Below are 20,477 nucleotides of genomic sequence, written 5' to 3'. Positions count from 1 at the left end.
GCCCTCTCTTCACGTCGAAAGGCAGGTCAGGTCAATGCAGCTCCTCCGATTTCTCGCGATCGCGCTGATCCTGGGCATCACCCTCGCAGCCCCGGCCCGTGCGGTGACCCTGCTGCGCGATCCCGATATCGAACATGCGCTGCGCGCGCTCGGCGCGCCGGTTCTGCGCGCAGCCGGGCTCAACCCCGACCGGGTCGATATCATGGTGATCGACGATTCCAGCATGAACGCCTTCGTGATCGACGCCGACAGCATCTTCATCCATTCCGGCCTGCTGTTGCGCATGGACAGCCCCGCGATGCTGCAATCGGTGATCGCCCATGAGGCCGCGCATATCGCCAATGGCCACCTGATGCGCCGCCCGATCAATGCCCGCAACGCCCGCAATGCCGCCGCCCTCGGCACCGCGCTCGCCGCCGTCGCCGGGGCCGCGACCGGCAGCGGTGGTTTTGCCGCCGGGGCTGCGGCGGGCATTCAGGGGGCGGCGATGCGCAGCTTCTTCGCCCATACCCGCGCCGAGGAAAACGCCGCCGATTCGAGCGGCATGCGCTTTCTCCACGCCGCCGGGATCGATCTCAACGGTGCGGTGCAGGTGATGGATCTCTTTCGCGGACAGGAATCGCTCGCGGCCTCCCGTCAGGATGCCTATGCGCGCACGCATCCGCTGTCGCGCGACCGCTATCGCCGGGTGCGCGCGCTCGCGGATGCGCAGTCCAAAACCGTCGCACCCGACCCTGAGGCAACCTATTGGTTCGCCCGCGCCAAATCCAAACTCTCGGCCTTTCAGCGGTCACCCAAATGGACCCTCACCCGCGCCGGCGAATACGGCCATGAGGACATCAAGCTGATGCGCCAGGCCATCGCCCATCACCGCAATGCCGACCTGCGCCGTGCGCTCAAAGCGATTGACGGGGCCGTGGCCCGCCGCCCCGACGATCCCTTCCTGCACGAATTGCGCGGCCAGATCCTGATGGAAAGCCGTCAGATCAAGCCCGCCGTCGCCGCCTATGCCCGCGCCACCAATCTCGCGCCGCGCAACGCGCTGATCCTCGGCTCCTACGGGCGCGCGCTGCTGGCCGACGGACAGGTGCAGAAGGCCGCGCAATTCCTCGAATCCGCCCGCAGCCGCGATGGTCGTGACTTCCGCGTGTTGCGTGATCTGGCGCAGGCCCAAGCCCGGCTTGGCAATAACGGCATGGCCTCGGTCCTCACGGCAGAGCGTTATGCGATGGCGGGCCGGCTCAAAGATGCTAAGATCCACGCCGAACGCGCCTCCGGCCTGCTTCCCCGTGGTTCTGCTGCATGGCAGCGCGCGCAGGATGTGCTACACGCGGCCAAAGCCGCAGAATAACGGAGTATGACCCAGTGATTCGAAGCCTTGTCGCCGCCACCGCCCTCAGCCTGCCTCTCGCCCTGCCCGCGCAGGCCCTCGATCTCGACAACCTGACCGAGGCCGAGCGCGCCACCCTGCAGTCCGAAATCCGCGCCTACCTGCTGGAAAACCCCGAAGTGATCATGGAGGCCGTGGCCGTCCTCGAAGAGCGTCAGGCCCAGGGTCAGGCCCAGGCCGATGTCGATCTCGTGCGCGCCAATGCCGACGCCATTTTCAACGACGGCCAGTCCTGGGTCGGCGGCAATCCCGAGGGCGACATCACCCTCGTCGAATTCATGGATTACCGCTGCGGCTATTGCCGCCGCGCCGTGGACGAGGTCAACGGCCTGCTCGAAGAAGACGGCAACATCCGCTTCATCGTCAAGGAATTCCCCATTCTGGGCGAGGACTCGGTGCAGGCCTCGCGCTTTGCCATCGCCACCCAGCAGGTCGCAGGCGACGAGGCCTACAAATCCGTGCATGACGCGCTGATGGCCTATAACGGCGCGATGAACGACACCGGGTTCACCCGGCTGGCCGATTCGCTCGGGCTCGACGCCAACGCCATCGTGGCCGCGATGGACAGCGAGGACGTGACCGAGGTGATCGCGGCCAACCACGCGCTTGGCCAGCGGCTCCAGATCAGCGGCACGCCGTCTTTCGTAATGGGCGACCAGATGCTGCGCGGCTTCCTGCCGCAGGACGCGATGCAGGACATCGCCAACGACATCCGCACGCAATAAGGCGATGCTCTCCCGTCTTTTCGGCGCGGCCCTCCTCGGCGGGCTGCTGCTGTCATATGCTGCGACGGCACAGGACACCGGCCCGCAATCGCGCCCGCCGCTCGGCAGCGCGATCCGCGAAGTGCTGATCGCCACCCCCGAACTGCTCTCGGAGATCACCGGCCTGCCCCGCCCCGCCCCCGACCTCTACGGCGCAGAGGCCGCGCGCGATCTCGACACGCTCGACCAGATGGCGGCACAGCTCTTCAACCCGGCCCAACCCGGCTTCGGCCCCACCGATGCACCGACGCGCGTGGCCTTCTTCACCGCAGAGGATTGCCCCGACTGCACCCGCGCCGAGGAGGAGTTGCGCGCTCTGGCCGAGAGGCTGGGCTTTCGCGTCGCGGTCTTCGACATGGGCCCCGACGCCGCCCTCGCCCGCACACTCGGCCTCGACATGGCCCCCTCCTACGTGCTGCCCGACATGATGCTGCGCGGCGCGATGCCCGCCATCGTGCTCGACCGCTACCTGACCGAGTGACCCCTGCCCTTCATCGTTCCAAAAATACTCAACTGACCCGGCCCGGATCAGTCCCACCACGGCCCGTGATGCACACCCGCCTGCCCCAGCCGCTCAAACCCGTGATGCCCGAACATGTCGCGCTGCGCCTGGATCATGTTGGCGCTGCCATGCCCCAATCGCATACTGTCATACCACGCCAGCCCGGCGCTCAGCGCGGGCACCGGATGCCCGCCATGCACCGCGCTGCACACCACCTGCCGCAGCGCGGGCACGCAGCGCGCAAGGGTCTGCGCCAGACCGGGATCGAGGATCAGTTGCCCCTCCGGCAGATCGCCCTCAAAGGCGACGGCGATCTCGTCGAGCAGGGCCGAGCGGATGATACACCCCGCCCGCCAGATTCGCGCGATGGTCGCAAAATCGAGTGACCAGTCGTAGTCCTCCGACGCCGCCGCCAGCACGCGGAAGCCCTGCGCATGGGCAAGGATGCGCGCCGCCAGAAACGCCTCGGCCAGAACTTCGGGGCTGGCATCGACTGCGCCAACCGCCCCCCCAAGCACGGCCTCGGCCCGTTGCCGGGTGTCCTTCTCCGAGGACCAGCTGCGCGCGCCCACGGCAGCCTCGATCATGCTCGGTGACTGTCCCATGCGCAGCGCCTCGATCACGCTCCAGCGCCCGGTGCCCTTTTGACCGGCGGCATCCTTGATCACGTCGATCATCGGATGGCCGGTCTCGGGATCGGCATAGGTCAAGAGCTTGGCGGTGATCTCCACCAGATAAGAGCGCAGCGGCCCGCCATTCCACGACTCGAACAGCGCGCCGATCTCGGCCGGTGGCAGCGCCAGCCCGTTGCGCATCAGGCTGTAGATTTCCGCAATCACCTGCATGTCGGCATATTCAATGCCGTTATGCACGGTCTTGACGAAATGCCCGGCCCCGTCGGGACCCAAATGCGCCACGCAGGGGCTTCCCTCGTGGCGCGCGGCAATGGCCGTCAGGATCGGCGCGATCCGCGCCCAGGCCTCTGCGCTGCCGCCCATCATCATCGACGGGCCATGCCGCGCGCCCGCCTCGCCGCCCGAAACACCGAGACCGACGTGATACAGACGCGATACCGACAGTTTACCGACCCGCCTTCGGGTGTCGTGAAAATCGGCATTGCCGCCGTCGATCACGATATCGCCAGGCTCCAGAAGCGGCGTGACCTGCTCCAGCATTTCATCCATCGGCGCCCCCGACGGGATCATGAACAGGATGATACGCGGACGCTCCAGCGCGGCGACGAAACCCTGAAATTTGTCATGCGGATCAAGGCGCTCGGCCAGATCTCCGGCCTCTGTCATGAAGGGCCCGATCCAGTCGGCCTCGCGGTTGGTCACGGCCACGTCAAAGCCGTGCTCCGCCATGTTCAGCGCCAGCGCGCTGCCCATGGTGCCAAGCCCGTAGACCCCGATCTGCGCCTTGCCCATCCGCCCTCCGATACCGCTAACGGACTGGGTTAACGCTATGCGTGGAAACAACAAATTGCAAGCGCCGCCGTCACATCCCGAGGCAGTGCCGCATGATCGCCTTTTGCGCATGCAGGCGGTTCTCGGCCTCGTCGAAAATCACCGAGGACGGCCCGTCCATCACCTCCGAGGTCACCTCCTCGCCGCGATGCGCCGGCAGGCAATGCATGAAGAGCGCGTCCGGTTTCGCCTGCGCCATCAGCTTCTCGTTGACCTGATAGGGGCGCAGCATGTTGTGCCGCCGCTCCTTGGTGGACTGGCTGTCATGCATGCTGACCCATGTGTCGGTGACAATCAGATCGGCACCCTCGACCGCCTTCGCGGGATCACGCTCGATGGTGATCGTGCTGCCTGCCTTGCGCGCGACACCAATGAATTCAGGCTCGGGGTCAAGCTGCATCGGCCCGGTAAAGGTCAGGTCAAACCCGAACTGCCCGGCGGCATGCAAAAAGGACGCGCAGACATTGTTGCCATCACCTGACCAGACCACCTTCTTGCCGGTGATCGGCCCGCGATGTTCTTCGTAGGTCAGGATATCGGCCATGATCTGGCACGGATGGGTGCGATCGGTCAGACCGTTGATCACCGGCACGTCGGAGTATTCCGCCATCTCCAGCAGCACGGATTCGTCGAATGTGCGGATCATGATCATGTCGACATATCGCGACAGAACCCGCGCGGTATCCGCGATGGTCTCGCCATGGCCCAGTTGCATGTCGGCCCCCGACAGAACCATCGTCTGCCCGCCCATCTGCCGCACGCCCACGTCGAACGACACCCGCGTGCGCGTCGAGGGTTTCTCGAAAATGAGCGCCACCATGCGCCCTGCAAGCGGCTGTTCGGCATCGGGCATGCCACGCGGATGACCGTTGCGCGCGTCTTTCATCATGCGCGCCTGATCGATGATCGCCCGCAATTCGGCCGGATCGGTTTTGTGGATGTCGAGAAAATGGGTCATGTCAGTGTTCGCTTTTGCAATCGGGTCCATGTGGGGGCCAGCCCCCACACCCCCCGGGATATTTCGGGCCAGAAGAAGATCAGGCGGTTTTCAAGGCTGTGGCGGCGGCGTCAAGACGGGCGATCGCCTCGGCGATTTCGTCGTCGGTGATGGTGAGCGGCGGCAGCAGGCGGATCACGTTGTCGGCGGCGGGCACCGTGGCGACCAGCGCGTCATAGCCTGCCTTGACCACATCGGTGTTGGTGATCTTGCACTCCAGCCCAAGCATCAGCCCCAGCCCCCGAACGCCGGTAAAGACATCAGGATGCGCCGCGACCAGCCCCTCCAGACGCTGCCGCATCAACCCGGCCTTGCGGTTGACGTCGGCGAGGAACTCCGGCGTGGCGACATGCTCCATCACCGTGCAGCCCACGGCACAGCCCAGAGGGTTGCCGCCATAGGTGGAGCCATGCGTGCCTGCACCCATCCCCGAGGCGGCCCTTTCCGTGACCAGCACCGCCCCCAAGGGAAAGCCGCCGCCGATGCCCTTGGCGACCATCATGATATCGGGTGTGACGCCCGCCCATTCATGCGCGAAAAGCCGCCCCGTGCGCCCCACCCCGCATTGCACCTCATCGAGGATCAGCAGGATGCCCGTCTCGTCGCAAAGGTCGCGCAGCCCCTTGAGGCATTGATCGGGCAGCGGGCGAATGCCGCCCTCTCCCTGCACCGGCTCGATCAGGATGGCGGCGGTATTGTCGTCGATCGCGGCATGGAACGCGTCGTGATCGCCCCAGGGCACATGCTTGAACCCGGGCAGCAGCGGGCCGAAGCCCTTGGTCATCTTCTCCGATCCAGCGGCGGCGATGCCCGCAGACGACCGGCCATGGAACGAGCCGCCAAAGGCGATGATATCGGTCCTCTCCGGTTGGCCTGAATCGTAGAAGAACTTGCGCGCCATCTTGATCGCCAATTCGCAGGATTCGGTGCCGGAATTGGTGAAGAACACCGTATCGGCAAACGTCGCCTCGACCAGACGGTCGGCCAGCTCCTGCTGCTTGGGTATCTGGTAGAGGTTCGAGGTATGCCACAGCTTGCCCGCCTGCTCGGTCAGCGCCGCCACCAGCGCGGGATGCGCGTGACCCATGGCATTGACTGCGATCCCCGCGCCGAGATCGAGAAAACGTCGACCATCGGCCTCGATCAGCCAGGCGCCCTCGCCTTTGACGAATGAGAGCGGCGCGCGATTATAAGTCGGCAGGATCGACGGGATCATGGCAGGTTCCTTGTCAACAAGAGGCCCTTTGAGTGCCGCAAGGGCGGGGCCAAGTCAATCATTTGGGTATTTGGGGCATTAGGGGGATTTGGCGCACACTGCGCCGGGATCACGAGGGGGCCGGAACGTCAGACGCGGGTGCGTCGGCGTCGGATCGGGGTATATGTCGCGCTCGTGGTCATGACGTGGCTTTAGCCGGTTTCGCGCGTCAGGGAAAGCGGAATGTCGCATGCCGGGGCTGCCTGCACCGTGACGCGCGCCGCGCCCAGCCTCGGATGCAGGTGCCGCGCCAGATGCCAGCAGGACAAAAGGCCCACACCGGCCAATGCAAATATCCCCGGCAAAGGGGCCACCAGCAGCACCAGCCACGCCGCCCCCGGTGTCACGATCCCCGAGACATCGCGAAAACTGGCATAGATCGCCGACATCTCCGTGCGCTCCGACGGCTTGACCGCCATCAGGAAGGGCAGCCCTGCCGACACATCCAGCAGCACCAGGAACACCGAGGCGAGCGCCAGCCCCGCGACCGTCGCCCAGGGCCAGCTGCTTGCGGCAGCGCCCAGCACGAAAAGCAGGCCCGACGCCGCGAACCCCACCCTAACCGCCCGCCGGATCGAGCCGCGCTGCATCCAGCGCAGCATCAAAGGTGTCACGAACAGCATCCCGTTGGAGGCCGAGAGCAGCATGCCACCCAGATCCTCGCCCAGCCCCTGCTGGACCGCAAAGATCGGCAGATAGACCACATAGGCCCACCAGCCGCAGGAGCGGATCACCGCGAAAACCCAGCCCGCCACCAGCCGCGGCTGCGCGAAAAACCGCGGCAGCCACGCCAGCGGATTGGGTGCCGGGGCCCGCGCGCGGGTGATCAGCCGCCCATTGCCAAGCCGCATATAGAGAAAGAGCGCCATCATCGCGAAGGCTGCCACCCCGGCGATCAGGAACGGCAGCGGTCGCCAAAGCCCGAGAAGAGCGACGCCGAGCCATGGTCCCGCGGTCCAGCCCGCCGCACTGTAGAACATGCGCGAGGTCTCGCAGCGGCCCAGATCGGATTTGGCTATGAAATCCAGCACATAGGCGTTGAAGCACACAAAGACCATGACCGTCGCCGCCGTCATCAGCGCCAGTGCCGCGATCATGCCGAGCGCGCCGCCCTGCGCGCCCATCCCCGCGCCGCCCGCGAACATCGCGCAACCCATCACGTAGATCCAGCGCCGCGGCACATGGCGGGTCGCAAAAGGCACCATCAGCCCGGTGGCCAGAGACAGCAATCCGACAAGGAAATACACCTCCGACACCAGCGCCGCATCGCGCAGCGCGCGATACATCTCGAGCGGCATGACCGAGATCAGAATGCCGCGCGCCATCGCCTCGGTGCCCGCCAGCAGGGCAAACCCCCGCACCGAGGGGGTGGGCGCGTGGCGGAGCCATTCGGGGATGCGGCGGTCATGCATGTCTTCGGGTCTTGGAGGTTTCTTGAGAGACCCATGCACGTAATCCGCAGCGACCGCGCGACCGGTCGCGACATCGCGTCGTTTTCCGCCCATGGCACACGCGAATTTGTTGGTGGGTGTCAGGCCGTTACCGCTTGCAGCCCGACATGCGGCACGGCAAAGCTGCGGCCATGTTCACCCCCCGCGCGCCCAATCCCGGCCTTGCCGCCCTTCTCACGCTTCTGGCCGCCGCCTTGCTGGCCGGCACCACGCTGCTGGCCAAGGCGCTCGGGACGGGTGCGCTCGGCCCGCCGCTGCATGCGCTGCAGATCAGCCACGGGCGGTTTCTCTTCGCCTTTCTGGCAATCGCGGTCATGGTCGGCCTTGTGCGGCCGGTGTTCACCCGGCCTGACCTGATCACCCATGTGAAACGCTCGGGTCTCGGTTGGGGCGGCGTCACGCTGATGTTTGCCGCCGCCGCCTTTATTCCACTGTCTGACGCCACCGCGATCAGCTTTCTCAGCCCGGTTTTCGCGATGATGCTCGCCATTCCGCTTTTGGGCGAAAAGGTCGGGCGTGTACGCTGGAGTGCCGCCATCATCGCCCTTGCCGGGGCGGCGATCCTGACCCGCCCCGGTGGCGGCGTGATCGAGATGGGCGCGCTGCTCGCACTTGGCGCGGCGGTCTGCATGGGGGCAGAGCTTATCTACATCAAGCGCCTGTCGGGGCGCGAGGGACCGTGGCAGATCCTGCTGATCAACAACGCCATAGGGCTGAGTATCGCAAGCCTCGCCGTGATCTGGGTCTGGGCCGCGCCCACAGCCGCACAATGGGCCGCTCTTGCAGGCATCGGCCTGCTGATGGCCCTTGCGCAAGCCTGTTTCGTCAACGCCATGGCGCGGGGCGATGCAAGTTATGTGGCGCCGTTCTTTTACACCGCGCTGGTCTTTGCCGCGCTCTATGACGGGGTGATCTTCGGGGTCTGGCCGGATTGGGTCTCGGTCACCGGAGCGACCGTCGTGCTCTGCGGCGCTGGCCTTCTGGTCTGGCGCGAGGGGCGCCGCCGCGCGCCGGTGACGTAACGCCACCTTTGACAAACGCGCCCGGCCTTTGGCTAAATCCAGCAAGAAGGGAGGGGACCATGCCACTGAGCATCCTGTTGCCGATGGTCGTTCTGGGCATCGCGTGCATCGCGGTGCTGCTGCATCTGCTTGGCCTCTCGCGCCGCGCGACACTGCCGGACGCGGCGGCGGCAAGGGCGGCGTGGCTGCGCGAGTTTCCGGGCGATGCGCCTGTGCATGTCACCCTCTGCCAAGACCACTCCGCCGCCCTGATCGAGACCGAGACCGGGCGTGGCGTGGTCTGGCCGATGGGCGCGGACACCACCGCGCGCCACCTCACCGGCGCGCGGACACGCCGGACCAAGACCGGGCTGCGCCTCGACCTGCCCGACTATACCGCGCCGCGCATCCACCTTACCCTCGCCCCGGACGAGGCCGCCGCATGGCAAGACGCTCTGAAGGAGACCGCATGACCGACATGATCACCTTTCCCGACGTGGTGAACTGGGCCGTGCCGCTCTTTATCGCCGCCATCCTCGCCGAATTGCTGTGGATCGTCATCAAAGGGCGCGGCGGGCGCTACGAGACGCGCGACGCGCTCACCTCGCTTATCATGGGGGCGGGCAACGTGGCCTCGAGCATCCTGCTGGGCTTTGTCGCCTATGGGTTCTTCATGCTGCTATGGGAGATCACGCCGCTCGATCTGGGCACCTCGATCGGCGTGATCGTGCTCTGCTTCGTGCTGGACGATCTGCGCTATTACTGGGTGCATCGGTTTGGTCACCGCATCCGTTGGGTCTGGGCCTCCCATGTCAATCACCATTCCTCGCAGCATTACAACCTGACCACGGCGCTGCGCCAGACATGGACCGGCACCTTCACCTTCATGATGGTGGTGCGCGCGCCGCTGATCTTGCTGGGCTTTCACCCCGCCATGGTGCTGTTCGTGGGCGGGCTCAACCTGATCTACCAGTTCTGGATCCATACCGAGGCCATCGGCCGCCTGCCCCGCTGGTTCGAGGCAGTGATGAACACACCCTCGCATCACCGCGTGCATCACGGTCGCAACCCGCGCTATCTCGATTGCAACTACGCAGGCGTCTTCATCATCTGGGACAAGCTCTTCGGCACCTTCGTGCCGGAAATGGAGGAGGAGAAGGTGGATTACGGGCTCGTTCACAACTTAGGCACGTTCAACCCGATCCGCGTCGCCTTTCACGAATGGGTCGGCATCGTCCGCGATGCCACGCAGCCGGGGCTGACATGGCGCGAGCGGCTCAATTACTGCGTCATGCCCCCGGGCTGGAGCCATGACGACAGCCGCGAGACATCCGGCGCGATCAAGGCGCGTCATGTGCGCCAGAATCCCGATCTTGCAGATACGCCCGGACTGCCCCCCCTTCCAGACCAAACGCCCTAGGTGTTTCACGCAACGTCCACAGTTTTGTTATTTGACCGCTCGTTCCAAACCTGATTACTATTAACTTGCGTTTTCGCGCCATCACTTGAGTTAAGATCTGGGATGGTCGGACTGCTCCAGCAGATGACGGCCCATGTCTTACCCGGCACCTTGTGCAAGGCTCATTACTCAGCCTTGTTCAGGGTGTCGGGGATGATGTGAGTTCATTTTGCGGTAGCGCCGGTCGTCACAGGCTGAACCCCTGCCGCGCCGTCGGAGCCACCATGCCCTGGGAAAAGACATATGACGAGGCCACGGTGCTTGAGGCGGCAATGATCGCCTTTTGGACGCATGGTTATCAAGGCACATCAGTGGCCGATCTCGTCGCTGCGACCGGCCTCAACCGCGGCAGCCTCTATGCGGGATTCGGCAACAAGCGTGCCCTCTTCCTGCGCGCGCTGCGGTATTATGATCAAACGTATCGCAGTGGCATGCTCGATCAGTTCCGCGAGGGCCGCGAGGGAAAAGAGGCGATCCTTACCATCTTTGAGACGGTGGCGCGCGGCGATGCGCGGATGCCAGGCGGCTGTCTGATGGTCCAGACCGCCATGGAACTATCACCCCATGACCCAGAGATCGCGACCATCGTCGAAGGCAGCATGGCGGAGGTCGAGGCGTTTTTCGTCACCTGCCTGTCACAAGGTGACACCCCTCCGCCAAATGCGGTCGAGATCGCCAAGGTCTTGCAGGGGCTGATGATCGGGATTCTGGTGATGACCCGCACCAATCGCGATAGCCCGTCGGTCCCCGCGATGCTTGGACAGGTGCGCAACCTCCTCGGCTGACCGCCCTACCAGCGCCCTGACAGCGCACGCAGCATGAGCGTCAGCCTGCTGCGTGCCGGGGCCGGATCAAGCGCGCCGTCGGCAACGGCACCCGGGCGACGCATCGCCGCGCGCAAAACAGGCCCCGCCTCCCACAGAGGCAAGAGCGCCGGAGCCGCCACGCGCGACACCCCCGCGCGCCCCGCCCGCGCTCGCGCCAGCCGCCGCAAGCCTTCGGCAGCGAGGTCTCGCACCGCCTCGGGGCGTCCGTCGGGCAGAGGTTTGCGCCCCGCCGCCTCGAGCGCGGGGATCGCGCGGAACCAGTTGGCAAGGCCAAGCGCAAAGCCTGCGTCGCGCAGCACGTCCTCCTCGGCGGGGCCAAGCGCCCGCGCCACCGCGCGGATCAGATTGCCCGATGTGGCCTCGATATAGCGGATAAAATCTGCCTCGTCCTCGAACGGCGCGCGCTCGATATCCCACCGCCGCGCCTCGATCAGGTCAATCAGCAACGCGGCCCCCTCCGCATCCAGCATCTGCGCCAGCCTGCTGACCACCTCGTGCCGCCGCACCGCATCGCCTGCGCGGATCTCCTCCAGCGCCTCCACCCACCATTGCAACCGCATCTCGGCGATCATCGGCTCGGACGTGACCCAAGGCGCGCGCGCCGCCTCGACATTGAAGGCATAGAGCGGGAACAGCACCGGCCGCGCCGCGACCGGTGCTGCCATCGCCGCCTGAAACCGCGCAGGGTCGGCGCGGCGCACCAGATCGGCACAGGCGGTCAGGTCGGCGTCGAACGCAACGCTCACACCGCCCCCTCATGCACCAGCTTCCAGTTGATCGCGTCGAGCAGCGCCTCGAAGCTGGCATCGACGATATTAGGACTCACGCCCACCGTCGACCAGCGCCGCCCGGCGCTGTCCTGGCTGTCGATGATGACGCGCGTCACCGCCTCGGTGCCGCCTTGGGTGATGCGCACCTTGAAATCGACCAGGTGCATGTCGGCGATCTGATCCTGATAGGGGCCGAGGTCCTTGGCGAGCGCCCGCGCCAGCGCGTTGACCGGGCCACGGTCACAGCCCTCGGCATCCATCGACTCGGAGACCGACAGCTTCTTCTCGCCATCGACCTTCACGACGACAACCGCCTCGGACAGGCTCACCATGCGGTCATACTTGTTCTTGCGCCGCTCCACCGTGACCTTGTAGCGCTTGACCTCGAAGAACGCGGGCATCTGCCCCAGTTCCTTGCGCGCGAGGATCTCGAAACTGGCCTGCGCGCTGTCATAGGTATAGCCCTGATCCTCGCGCTCCTTGATCACCTCCAGAAGTCGCGCCAGCCGCGCGTCGCCCGGTGCCACCTCGATCCCCGCCTCGGCCAGACGACGTCGCAGATTCGACTGCCCGGCCTGATTGGACATCGGGATGATGCGCGCATTGCCCACGGTCTCGGGGTCGATATGCTCGTAGGTGCTGGGGTCTTTCAGGATCGCGCTCGCATGCAGCCCAGCCTTGTGGGCAAAGGCCGAGGCCCCGACATAGGCCGCCTGCCGCAGCGGCACGCGGTTGAGGATTTCATCCAATTGCCGGCTCACCGCCGTCAGGCTCTTCAGCCCCTCGCGGCTCACCCCGATTTCATACGCCTCGGCATAGGGCGGCTTCAGCATCAGCGTCGGAATGAGCGTGGTCAGGTTGGCATTGCCACAGCGCTCGCCCAGCCCGTTCAGCGTGCCCTGCACCTGCCGCGCGCCCGCATCGACGGCGGCGAGGCTGCCTGCCACGGCATTCTCGGTGTCATCATGGGTGTGGATGCCCAGACGGTCGCCGGGAATACCGGCGGCGATCACCTCACCCACGATACGCCCGATCTCGGTGGGCAGGGTGCCGCCATTGGTATCGCACAGCACGACCCACCGCGCGCCCCCCTCGTAGGCCGCGCGCAGGCACTCCAGCGCGTAATCGGGATTGGCACAGTAGCCGTCAAAGAAATGCTCGGCATCGAACAGAGCCTCGCGCCCTTGCCCGACCAGATGCGCGACGGAGCGGGCGATGTTCTCGACGTTTTTCTCCAGAGTGATCCCGAGCGCCTCGGTGACGTGGAAATCATGGGTCTTGCCGACGATGCAGACGGCTTGCGTGCCCGCATTCATCACGGCGGCCAGAACGTCATCATTCTCCGCCGAGCGCCCGGCGCGCTTGGTCATGCCGAAGGCGGTGAGCGTGGCGCGGGTCTGCGGCACGGCGTCGAAAAAGGCGCTGTCGGTCGGGTTCGCGCCGGGCCAGCCACCCTCGATGTAATCGACACCGAGGCGGTCCAACGCCTCGGCGATCTGGATTTTCTCGGGCGTGGAAAAGCTGACGCCCTGCGTCTGCTGCCCATCCCGCAGGGTGGTGTCGTAGAGATAAAGCCGTTCGCGGGTCATGCCGCACCCCGCGCGGAATCAAGGCGCACTTGCACGCCGCCGCGCGAGCACCCGACCGCCCCCCGGGCGGGCGCTTTCGCAACGTCGCACCCCGCGTGCCCGTTCAAGTAGACTTCACCATAAAGCGCGCCAAACAATCGTTGCAGCGCCCCCTCGTGGTCGGGCCCTCGCGCGGCAGTCAGGCGGTGTTCGGAAAGGCGTATCACTTCAAAGCCTCCAGTTTGGCGGGGTCGAAGTCGTTTGGAATATCGGCGTGGGGCCCGTGTTGCGTGTTTGATATGCGCAAACCAGTAGCCTCCAGGTCATTTTTAAGCTTATCCGCTTCTAAGTACCGCTTTTCCGTTCTAAGATCTTGCCATCGCTGCAAGAATGGCATGATTTGATCTGCATAAAGAGGTGTATCGCCCGCAGAGCTCGTTCCGAGAGTTATTGAATGGCTTCTAAACCAGTTTATTTCCTCAGCATCTCCAAACCCCAATAGCTGCATCGCCGCCTTCAACTGACCGGCACAGCCATTGCGAGCCAACTCGTGCATGATCGAAATCGCTAATGGTGTATTGAGATCATCTGCCAAAGCATCCGACACCCAGAACAAAGTGTCAGCTTCAGGCTCTACACCGTCAGTCAATACATACCAGCGGCTAAGAGTGTCTTCCGCCTCCCGCGCCTTCTCCGCCGTCCAGTCCATCGGCTTCCTGTAATGCGTGCTCAGGAACACGAAGCGGATCACCTCGCCCGGTATCCCCTGATCCAGCAAATCCCTCACCGTGAAAAAATTGCCCAGGCTCTTGGACATCTTCTTGCCCTCGACCTGCAGCATCTCGTTATGCATCCAGTAGCGCGCGAACTCCCCCTGAGGGTGCGCACAACAGCTTTGGGCGATCTCGTTCTCGTGGTGCGGGAACATCAGATCGTTGCCGCCGCCGTGAATGTCGAAACTCTCGCCCAGCAACTCATAGGCCATCGCCGAGCATTCGATATGCCAGCCGGGCCGGCCCCGCCCCCAAGGCGACTCCCACCCCGGCTGCCCCTGATCCGACGGTTTCCACAAAACGAAATCCATCGGGTTGCGCTTGTACGGCGCAACCTCGACCCGCGCCCCCGCGATCATGTCATCGACCGACCGCCCCGACAGCTTGCCATAGCCCTCACGCCACGAGTCCACGGCAAAGAGCACATGGTCCTCGGCCTCATAGGCGTGGCCCTTGGCGATTAGATCCTCGATCATCGTGACCATCTGCGGGATGTATTGCGTGGCGCGCGGCATGTGGTTGGGCTCCAAAGCGCCCAGTTCCGCCATGTCATCCAGAAACCACTGCGTCGTCTCCGCCGTGATCTCGCCAATCGCGCGCCCGCTCTCCGCCGCGCGCGCGTTGATCTTGTCATCCACGTCCGTGAAGTTGCGCACATAGGTCACGTGCTCGGCCCCGTAGACATGCCGCAACAAACGATACAGCACATCAAACACCACCACCGGCCGCGCATTACCCAGATGCGCCCGGTCATAGACCGTCGGCCCACAGACATACATCCGCACATTCTCGGGATCGAGAGGCGCGAACACCTCCTTCTTGCGGGTGCGTGTGTTGTGCAGCTTGATCGTGGTCATTCTTGCCTCATGCGCCTGTCCTGCGCGGGCTTAGCAACTTCGCGCCGCCTTGAAAACACGCAAAAGCCGCGCCGGTCAGCCGTGCAGCGCGGGCAGACAGACGCGCCGCCCGCTCTCTGTCATCTCAACCGCGACCGGCAGGCCGTAGACCCGGCTCAGCGCGGCACCGCTCAGCACCGTCTCGGCAGCGCCACTGCCGATGATCCGCCCCGCGCTCATCAGCACCACATCGGCGCCGAGCGCGAAGGCCTGATCGGGGTCGTGCGTCGACAGGATCACCCCCTGACCGGCCTCTCCGGCCAGCCCCGCCACCTGCGCCAGAACCTGCGCCTGATTGCCGAAATCGAGGCTCGCCGTCGGCTCGTCCATCACGATCAGCGGTGCGGCCTGCGCCAAGGCCCGCGCGATCAGGACCAGCTGCCGCTGCCCGCCCGAGAGGCGCGAATAGTCGCGCGCCGCCAGATCGCCGATCCCCAGCCGGTCGAGAGCGGCCTGCGCCGCGTCCCGGTCCGCCGTCCCCGGCTGCGCGAAGGGCCCCAGCCGCGCGGTGCGCCCCATCATGACCACCTCGAGCGTCTCGAAGGGAAAGGGCGGCGCATGGGCCTGCGGCACATAGGCGATGCGGCGCGCGATCTCGGCCCGCTTGAGCCGCGTAATCGGCACGTCCCCAAGCAGCACCTCACCGCCAAGCGGCGGCAACAGCCCCAGAAGCGTGCGGAACAAGGTGGTCTTGCCACAGCCATTCGGCCCAAGCAGGCAGGTAACGCGTCCCGGTGCGACCGTGAGCGAGAGCCCCGCCCCCACAACCTCGCGCCCGTAGCCGATGCTCAGTTCCCGCGCCTCCAGCCTCATGACCAACCGCGCCGTCCGCGCGCCAGCAGCCAGACGAAGAACGGGGCGCCGATCACCGCAGTCAGGATGCCCAAGGGCACCTCTATCGCCGCGATGCTGCGCGCGGCGGTATCCACCACCAGCAGATAGCCTGCCCCGATCAGCACTGAAGTGGGCAGAAGGCGGCCGAAACCCGGCCCCACGAGCATCCGCGCGATATGCGGGATGACAAGGCCAACCCAGCCCACGACCCCTGCAAGCGCCGTCACGCTCGCGGTGATCAGCGTGGCCGCCACGATCACCAGGAACCGTGTGCGCCCCGCCTCGACGCCAAGCGCGCGGGCCTCCTCATCCCCCAACGACAGCACATTGATCCGCCACCGCAGCAGCGCCAGCGGCACCAGCCCGAGTGCGACGGCGGGCAGAGCGGGCCCGATATCCGCCGAGGTGACCGAGGCGAGCGAGCCCAGAAGCCAGAAGGTGATCGCGGGCAATTGGTCATAGGGGTCGGCCAGCACCTTCAACAACGAGGTCGCCGCCCCGGCTAAGGCCCCGATCACCACGCCGATCAGCACCAGCGTCAGCGTTCGGTCGGTGTTGCGCACCAGCCCGGCCACCAAGGTGACGACCCCGACCGCCGCCATGCCGCCCGCAAAGGCCGCGCCCTGAATCGCCGCCACCGGCAGCGACAGGAAGATGCCCGCCACGGCCCCCAGTCCAGCCCCGGCGGAGACGCCGAGGATGTCCGGTGACACGAGTGGATTGCGAAAGAGCGCCTGATAGCTTGCCCCCGCCGCCGCCAGTGCGGCCCCCACCAAGAGCGCCGCACCGATCCGCGGCAGGCGGATGTTCCACACAACGATTTGCGCCTGCGCCTCACCGCGACCCAATAGCGCCGCCAGCACCTCACCGGGCGACAGTCCATAAGGCCCGATCATCAGCGCCACAAAGCAAAGCGCAATAAGCCCGACCGCCAGTCCGGTGGTCAGGCTCCACGCCAGCCGTGGCACACTTATTCGGGCGGTCGTCCCTCGGCCCATTCTAGCAGCCTCTCCAGCGCCGGATCGTCAAGGCGCATATGGTAATATAGCTCATAGAATTCCCGCGTCTCGGCGCGCAGATCCCCCTGCCAGCGGTCAGGGTATAGCAGCCCCGCCATCCAGATGAGCCCGATCATCCGGTTGAGCGAGGGCGGCCGGTCGATCCAGCCGAAGGGGGCCGTGGGTGCGAGATGCACGCGCCCCTCCTGCACGGCCTCGATCCCCTGCCAAAGCGGATCGTCGAAGACCGAGCCAAAGAAATTGCGATCCCATGTCACGATGATCTCGGGGTTGGCGACGATCACCTGCTCCATCGACGCGCGCACCAGCCCCCGCGTGGCACCCCCGTCATCAGCCACGTTGCGCCCGCCCGCGCGCTCGATGATCTCGGTGTTGATCGAGCCTTTCATGCCCGTCTCCAACCCCTCGGGGCCGCGCGCGAGGTAGACGCGCGGTCGCTCCGCCTCGGGCACATCGGCAAGTATCGCGTCGATCCGGGCGAATACGCCCTCAACGTGTCTTGCCAGCCGCTCTGCCCGTTCCGGCACGCCGAGGATATTGCCCATCAGCCGCAGCGCGGCAGGTGTATTCTCGAACCGCCCGTCGATCAGGACATAAGGAATGCCGGTCTGTGCCTGTGTGCGATCGGCCAGATCGACATAAGTGTCGCGCACCGAGCCAAAATCGAAGATCAGATCGGGGGCGATCTGCAACACTCGCTCCAGATTGGCCTCGCCACCGCGCCCTGTCAGCCGCCCGGTCTCGGGCAGGTCACGCCAGGGCTCTGCCAGATACGGGCGCTCATAATCATGCGGCGCGCGCGGCCAGCCGGTCATCGCCTCGGGCTTGAGGATATAGAGCAGGATCGACGCGGGCGGACCGGCGGCAAAGACCCGCTCGACCCGGTCGGGCAGATCGACCACGCGGCCGGCGCTATCGGTCACCTCGCGTGCTGCCACCGGCCCCGATATCATCATGAAAATACATAGTATCAACCGCATGCGACCCACTCCTCATTCATCGACCAGTTTTGCCGGGGCCTTGGGGGTGAATTCGCAACGGTCGGGCTTGATGTCGATCAGCGGCGTGCCATCGAGACAATCGAGCCCGCGCACCACCAGCGCCCCCGGCTCCACCGTCACCAGCCGCACCTGCGAGGTGCCGATGGGGTTGGGCCGCTGCGGCGAGCGCAGCGCGAAGGTGCCAAAATAACGGGTGCCATCGCCCTTGGGGTTCTGCCGCACCAGATCACGGCGCGACCGGTCCAGCCAATAGAGGATTTCCAGATGCGCATAGGCCCCAATCCCCTCCATGGCGGCCTGCCAGGGCTCGAAAACTTCTATCCGGCAGTCGGGGCCATCGAGCCGCCCCTGTCGCGGGCACTCCTCACGCCGCGTCCAGGGGGTGTGGATGCGACCGATGAACTGCAGCCCGGCATCGCGCGCCTCTGGCACCTCGGCCACCACCTCGCCTGCGCGCAACCGCGTCTCCATCGTCCTACCCCTTGAACCCGGTCGCCACCACGAATTTCTCGGAACTGTCCGCGCGCGAGGCGGGCGGCTTGACATTCGCCACCTTGGCAAAGCGCTGCTTCAACAGCTTCTGCAATTCGCCCTCGGCGCCGCCGGCCAACACCTTGGACACAAACGTGCCGCCCTCTTCCAGCACGTCGAACGCCAGATAGGCCGCCGCCTCGCAGAGCGCGATGATGCGCAGGTGGTCGGTCTGCTTATGCCCCGAGGAAGAGGCCGCCATGTCCGACATCACCACATCCGCCTTGCCGCCAAGCCAGCCCTTGACCTTGTCGTCGGCGCCATCGTCCATGAAATCGAGCTGATGCAGCTCAACGCCCGCGATCGGCTCCACCTCCTGCAGATCGACACCCAGAATGCGCCCCTGCGCCTTGCCAGACTTCTCGCCAAGCGCATTGACGCGCGGCACCGCCACCTGACACCAGCCACCCGGCGCGCAGCCCAGATCGACCACCCGCGCGCCCGGCACCAGAAAGCGGAACTTGTCGTCGAGTTCCATGATCTTGAACGCCGCGCGTCCACGATAACCCTCCAACTGCGCGCGCTTGACATAGGGGTCGTTGAGCTGCCGTTGCAGCCAGCGCGTCGAGGAGGCCCGTCGGCCCCGCGCTGTCTTGACCTTGACCGTCAGATCGCGCTGCCCGCGCCCCGAGGTGTTCTTGCCGTCCGGCCCCTTCGCCATCACGCGTCTCCGTCCATCAATACGCCATCCGCGGCCATCTGCGCGTAGAGCATCCCCTCGCGCAGCCCGCGATCCGCCACGCTCAGCCGGTCCGTGGGCCAGCACCTGAGCAGCGCCTGAAGGATCGCCGCCCCCGACATGATCAGTGCCTGCCGGTCCTGACCAATCCGTGGATCGCGCCTGCGCCCAACCGGGCCAAGCGCCAGATAACTGCGAATGACCGTGTCGATCTCGTCGCTGGTCATGGTCAGCCCGTCCACCTTGTTGCGGTCATAGCGTTTCAGCCCCAGATGGCTCGCCGCGACGGTGGTCACGGTGCCGGAGGTGCCGACGATCTGAAAACCCTCGCGCGCCTGCTCGTCCTTGTAGGGGGCGAATTCGGCAAGGTTCTCTTCAAAGAACCAGCTCATCAGCGCGAAGCGCGCGCTGTCATCCTCGACGTCGCGGAACTGATCGCGCAGCGTCGCCACGCCCAATGGCACGCTGATCCAGTCGACCACCCGCGCGCCGGGCCGCCCATCGGGGCATTGAAAACCCAGATGCATGCGCATGATCGCGCGGCGGCGCTCTGGCTGTGGCACGTCGCGCAGGTCGATCCAGACCAGTTCTGTTGACCCGCCGCCGATATCCACCACCAGAAGCTGTTCGGTCCCGGCACTCACCAGCGGCGCGCAGGACACGACAGCCAGCCGCGCTTCTTCCTCGGGCTTGATGATATCGAGCCGCAGCCCCGTCTCACGCTCTACCCGGGCCATGAAATCCGCGCCGTTGCTGGCACGCCTGCAGGCCTCGGTCGCCACAAGACGCATCTGCGTCACCCGGTGCCGCTTGAGCTTTTGCCGACAGACCCGCAGCGCCTGAATGGTCCGGTAGATCGACGCGCGCGACAGCTTGCCCGAGCGTTCAAGCCCGGCCCCCAGTTGCACCGATTTCGAAAAACTGTCCACGACTTTGAATTGAGTGCCCTCGGGACGGGCAATCAGCATACGACAACTGTTTGTTCCCAGATCCAGTGCCGCATATAGCGACGGCTGATCCGGCAGGCTCAGTGCGGGGCTCTCAACCGGTTTCGGGATCGCGCCCGCACTTTCGGGACGCTTGGGCGCCATGACAACACGCCCTCCATTTCAAGTTGCCCTCAAGGTAATCTCATCACGCCGCCCGCGCAAGCGTTGCAATGATCCGATGAAGATCATGAATCATTTTCCCAATCACGCGCATGGCCCCCCGATTGCACCCCGGCTATTCTCGCGACGTCGCATGACGCTTCCGTTCTGTCGAAATCATGCACTGACACGTGCCCGCCCTGCAT

At 65.5% G+C, this 20,477-nt stretch carries 20 protein-coding genes; 7 read left to right on the top strand and 13 right to left on the bottom strand.

Features of this window, described 5'->3' with window-relative positions:
* The first annotated feature begins 34 nt into the window (after positions 1-34).
* From RID11_RS07170 to RID11_RS07160, 3 genes are read left to right on the top strand one after another with little or no spacing between them, the layout of a single operon-like run.
* A complete protein-coding gene (locus RID11_RS07170) occupies positions 35-1,351 on the top strand; it encodes a M48 family metalloprotease (RefSeq protein ID WP_350137012.1) in 1,317 nt (438 codons plus the stop codon).
* Positions 1,352-1,368: 17 nt separating this feature from the next.
* On the top strand, positions 1,369-2,115 hold the full coding sequence (locus tag RID11_RS07165; protein ID WP_502949344.1) for a DsbA family protein: 747 nt from the start codon (positions 1,369-1,371) through the stop codon (positions 2,113-2,115).
* Between the two features lie 4 nt (positions 2,116-2,119).
* The gene (locus RID11_RS07160; RefSeq protein ID WP_350137007.1) at positions 2,120-2,635 is read left to right on the top strand and encodes a thioredoxin domain-containing protein; all 516 of its coding nucleotides are present in this window, start codon (positions 2,120-2,122) and stop codon (positions 2,633-2,635) included.
* Between the two features lie 47 nt (positions 2,636-2,682).
* On the opposite strand, the gene gnd is transcribed toward RID11_RS07160, so the two are convergent.
* The 4 genes from gnd to RID11_RS07140 form a co-directional block, all read right to left on the bottom strand.
* Positions 2,683-4,083 carry an NADP-dependent phosphogluconate dehydrogenase gene (gene gnd / locus RID11_RS07155; protein ID WP_350137005.1) on the bottom strand — a complete coding sequence of 467 codons (1,401 nt, stop codon included), beginning with the start codon at positions 4,081-4,083 and terminating at the stop codon, positions 2,683-2,685.
* A gap of 70 nt (positions 4,084-4,153) precedes the next feature.
* Entirely contained in the window at positions 4,154-5,080 is a 927-nt protein-coding gene (gene argF / locus RID11_RS07150) for an ornithine carbamoyltransferase (protein ID WP_350137003.1), read from the bottom strand.
* A 79-nt stretch (positions 5,081-5,159) separates the two neighbouring features.
* Entirely contained in the window at positions 5,160-6,335 is a 1,176-nt protein-coding gene (locus RID11_RS07145) for an aspartate aminotransferase family protein (protein ID WP_350137001.1), read from the bottom strand.
* Positions 6,336-6,526: 191 nt separating this feature from the next.
* Positions 6,527-7,786: an MFS transporter gene (locus RID11_RS07140; RefSeq protein ID WP_350137758.1), complete on the bottom strand. Its 1,260-nt coding sequence runs from the start codon at positions 7,784-7,786 to the stop codon at positions 6,527-6,529.
* A 170-nt stretch (positions 7,787-7,956) separates the two neighbouring features.
* On the opposite strand from RID11_RS07140, the gene RID11_RS07135 reads away from it, so the two are divergent.
* From RID11_RS07135 to RID11_RS07120, 4 genes are all read left to right on the top strand, one after another.
* A complete protein-coding gene (locus RID11_RS07135) occupies positions 7,957-8,847 on the top strand; it encodes a DMT family transporter (protein ID WP_350136999.1) in 891 nt (296 codons plus the stop codon).
* Positions 8,848-8,906: 59 nt separating this feature from the next.
* Positions 8,907-9,299: a hypothetical protein gene (locus tag RID11_RS07130; protein ID WP_350136997.1), complete on the top strand. Its 393-nt coding sequence runs from the start codon at positions 8,907-8,909 to the stop codon at positions 9,297-9,299.
* Complete coding sequence (locus tag RID11_RS07125) at positions 9,296-10,246, top strand: sterol desaturase family protein (protein ID WP_350136995.1); 951 nt, start codon at positions 9,296-9,298, stop codon at positions 10,244-10,246. The genes RID11_RS07130 and RID11_RS07125 overlap by 4 nt, the downstream gene beginning before the upstream one ends.
* 263 nt (positions 10,247-10,509) lie before the next feature.
* Positions 10,510-11,070, top strand: a complete 561-nt coding sequence (locus RID11_RS07120) for a TetR/AcrR family transcriptional regulator (RefSeq protein WP_350136993.1) — start codon at positions 10,510-10,512, stop codon at positions 11,068-11,070.
* 5 nt (positions 11,071-11,075) lie between these two features.
* On the opposite strand, the gene RID11_RS07115 is transcribed toward RID11_RS07120, so the two are convergent.
* The 9 genes from RID11_RS07115 to RID11_RS07075 form a co-directional block, all read right to left on the bottom strand.
* Positions 11,076-11,858 carry a squalene/phytoene synthase family protein gene (locus tag RID11_RS07115; protein WP_350136992.1) on the bottom strand — a complete coding sequence of 261 codons (783 nt, stop codon included), beginning with the start codon at positions 11,856-11,858 and terminating at the stop codon, positions 11,076-11,078.
* Positions 11,855-13,471, bottom strand: coding sequence for a citramalate synthase (gene cimA / locus RID11_RS07110; RefSeq protein ID WP_350136990.1), 1,617 nt, complete (start codon positions 13,469-13,471; stop codon positions 11,855-11,857). Before cimA ends, RID11_RS07115 begins: the two co-directional genes overlap by 4 nt.
* Positions 13,472-13,673: 202 nt before the next feature.
* Positions 13,674-15,080 carry a cysteine--tRNA ligase gene (cysS, locus tag RID11_RS07105; protein ID WP_350136988.1) on the bottom strand — a complete coding sequence of 469 codons (1,407 nt, stop codon included), beginning with the start codon at positions 15,078-15,080 and terminating at the stop codon, positions 13,674-13,676.
* A gap of 75 nt (positions 15,081-15,155) precedes the next feature.
* Positions 15,156-15,932, bottom strand: coding sequence for an ABC transporter ATP-binding protein (locus RID11_RS07100; protein WP_350136986.1), 777 nt, complete (start codon positions 15,930-15,932; stop codon positions 15,156-15,158).
* Positions 15,929-16,951, bottom strand: coding sequence for a FecCD family ABC transporter permease (locus RID11_RS07095; protein WP_350136984.1), 1,023 nt, complete (start codon positions 16,949-16,951; stop codon positions 15,929-15,931). Before RID11_RS07095 ends, RID11_RS07100 begins: the two co-directional genes overlap by 4 nt.
* Entirely contained in the window at positions 16,924-17,952 is a 1,029-nt protein-coding gene (locus tag RID11_RS07090) for an iron ABC transporter substrate-binding protein (RefSeq protein WP_350136982.1), read from the bottom strand. Before RID11_RS07090 ends, RID11_RS07095 begins: the two co-directional genes overlap by 28 nt.
* A gap of 12 nt (positions 17,953-17,964) precedes the next feature.
* Entirely contained in the window at positions 17,965-18,444 is a 480-nt protein-coding gene (gene tsaA / locus RID11_RS07085) for a tRNA (N6-threonylcarbamoyladenosine(37)-N6)-methyltransferase TrmO (protein WP_350136980.1), read from the bottom strand.
* A 4-nt stretch (positions 18,445-18,448) separates the two neighbouring features.
* Positions 18,449-19,165, bottom strand: a complete 717-nt coding sequence (locus RID11_RS07080; RefSeq protein ID WP_350136977.1) for an RlmE family RNA methyltransferase — start codon at positions 19,163-19,165, stop codon at positions 18,449-18,451.
* Positions 19,165-20,274, bottom strand: coding sequence for a Ppx/GppA phosphatase family protein (locus tag RID11_RS07075; protein WP_350136974.1), 1,110 nt, complete (start codon positions 20,272-20,274; stop codon positions 19,165-19,167). Before RID11_RS07075 ends, RID11_RS07080 begins: the two co-directional genes overlap by 1 nt.
* Between the last annotated feature and the right edge of the window lie 203 nt (positions 20,275-20,477).

Source organism: Roseovarius sp. (assembly GCF_040219995.1).
In the GTDB taxonomy this organism is placed as follows: domain Bacteria; phylum Pseudomonadota; class Alphaproteobacteria; order Rhodobacterales; family Rhodobacteraceae; genus Roseovarius.
This window is presented reverse-complemented; position numbering and strand designations above follow the sequence as displayed.

Excerpts from the sequence above, each read along its gene's own strand:
- RID11_RS07170 (WP_350137012.1), top strand. The coding sequence starts at position 35 with ATGCAGCTCCTCCGATTTCTCGCGATCGCGCTGATCCTGGGCATCACC.
- RID11_RS07160 (WP_350137007.1), top strand. The coding sequence starts at position 2,120 with ATGCTCTCCCGTCTTTTCGGCGCGGCCCTCCTCGGCGGGCTGCTGCTG.
- gnd (WP_350137005.1), bottom strand. The coding sequence starts at position 4,083 with ATGGGCAAGGCGCAGATCGGGGTCTACGGGCTTGGCACCATGGGCAGC.
- argF (WP_350137003.1), bottom strand. The coding sequence starts at position 5,080 with ATGACCCATTTTCTCGACATCCACAAAACCGATCCGGCCGAATTGCGG.
- RID11_RS07145 (WP_350137001.1), bottom strand. The coding sequence starts at position 6,335 with ATGATCCCGTCGATCCTGCCGACTTATAATCGCGCGCCGCTCTCATTC.
- RID11_RS07140 (WP_350137758.1), bottom strand. The coding sequence starts at position 7,786 with ATGCATGACCGCCGCATCCCCGAATGGCTCCGCCACGCGCCCACCCCC.
- RID11_RS07135 (WP_350136999.1), top strand. The coding sequence starts at position 7,957 with ATGTTCACCCCCCGCGCGCCCAATCCCGGCCTTGCCGCCCTTCTCACG.
- RID11_RS07130 (WP_350136997.1), top strand. The coding sequence starts at position 8,907 with ATGCCACTGAGCATCCTGTTGCCGATGGTCGTTCTGGGCATCGCGTGC.
- RID11_RS07125 (WP_350136995.1), top strand. The coding sequence starts at position 9,296 with ATGACCGACATGATCACCTTTCCCGACGTGGTGAACTGGGCCGTGCCG.
- RID11_RS07120 (WP_350136993.1), top strand. The coding sequence starts at position 10,510 with ATGCCCTGGGAAAAGACATATGACGAGGCCACGGTGCTTGAGGCGGCA.
- cimA (WP_350136990.1), bottom strand. The coding sequence starts at position 13,471 with ATGACCCGCGAACGGCTTTATCTCTACGACACCACCCTGCGGGATGGG.
- cysS (WP_350136988.1), bottom strand. The coding sequence starts at position 15,080 with ATGACCACGATCAAGCTGCACAACACACGCACCCGCAAGAAGGAGGTG.
- RID11_RS07100 (WP_350136986.1), bottom strand. The coding sequence starts at position 15,932 with ATGAGGCTGGAGGCGCGGGAACTGAGCATCGGCTACGGGCGCGAGGTT.
- RID11_RS07095 (WP_350136984.1), bottom strand. The coding sequence starts at position 16,951 with ATGGGCCGAGGGACGACCGCCCGAATAAGTGTGCCACGGCTGGCGTGG.
- RID11_RS07090 (WP_350136982.1), bottom strand. The coding sequence starts at position 17,952 with ATGCGGTTGATACTATGTATTTTCATGATGATATCGGGGCCGGTGGCA.
- tsaA (WP_350136980.1), bottom strand. The coding sequence starts at position 18,444 with ATGGAGACGCGGTTGCGCGCAGGCGAGGTGGTGGCCGAGGTGCCAGAG.
- RID11_RS07080 (WP_350136977.1), bottom strand. The coding sequence starts at position 19,165 with ATGGCGAAGGGGCCGGACGGCAAGAACACCTCGGGGCGCGGGCAGCGC.
- RID11_RS07075 (WP_350136974.1), bottom strand. The coding sequence starts at position 20,274 with ATGGCGCCCAAGCGTCCCGAAAGTGCGGGCGCGATCCCGAAACCGGTT.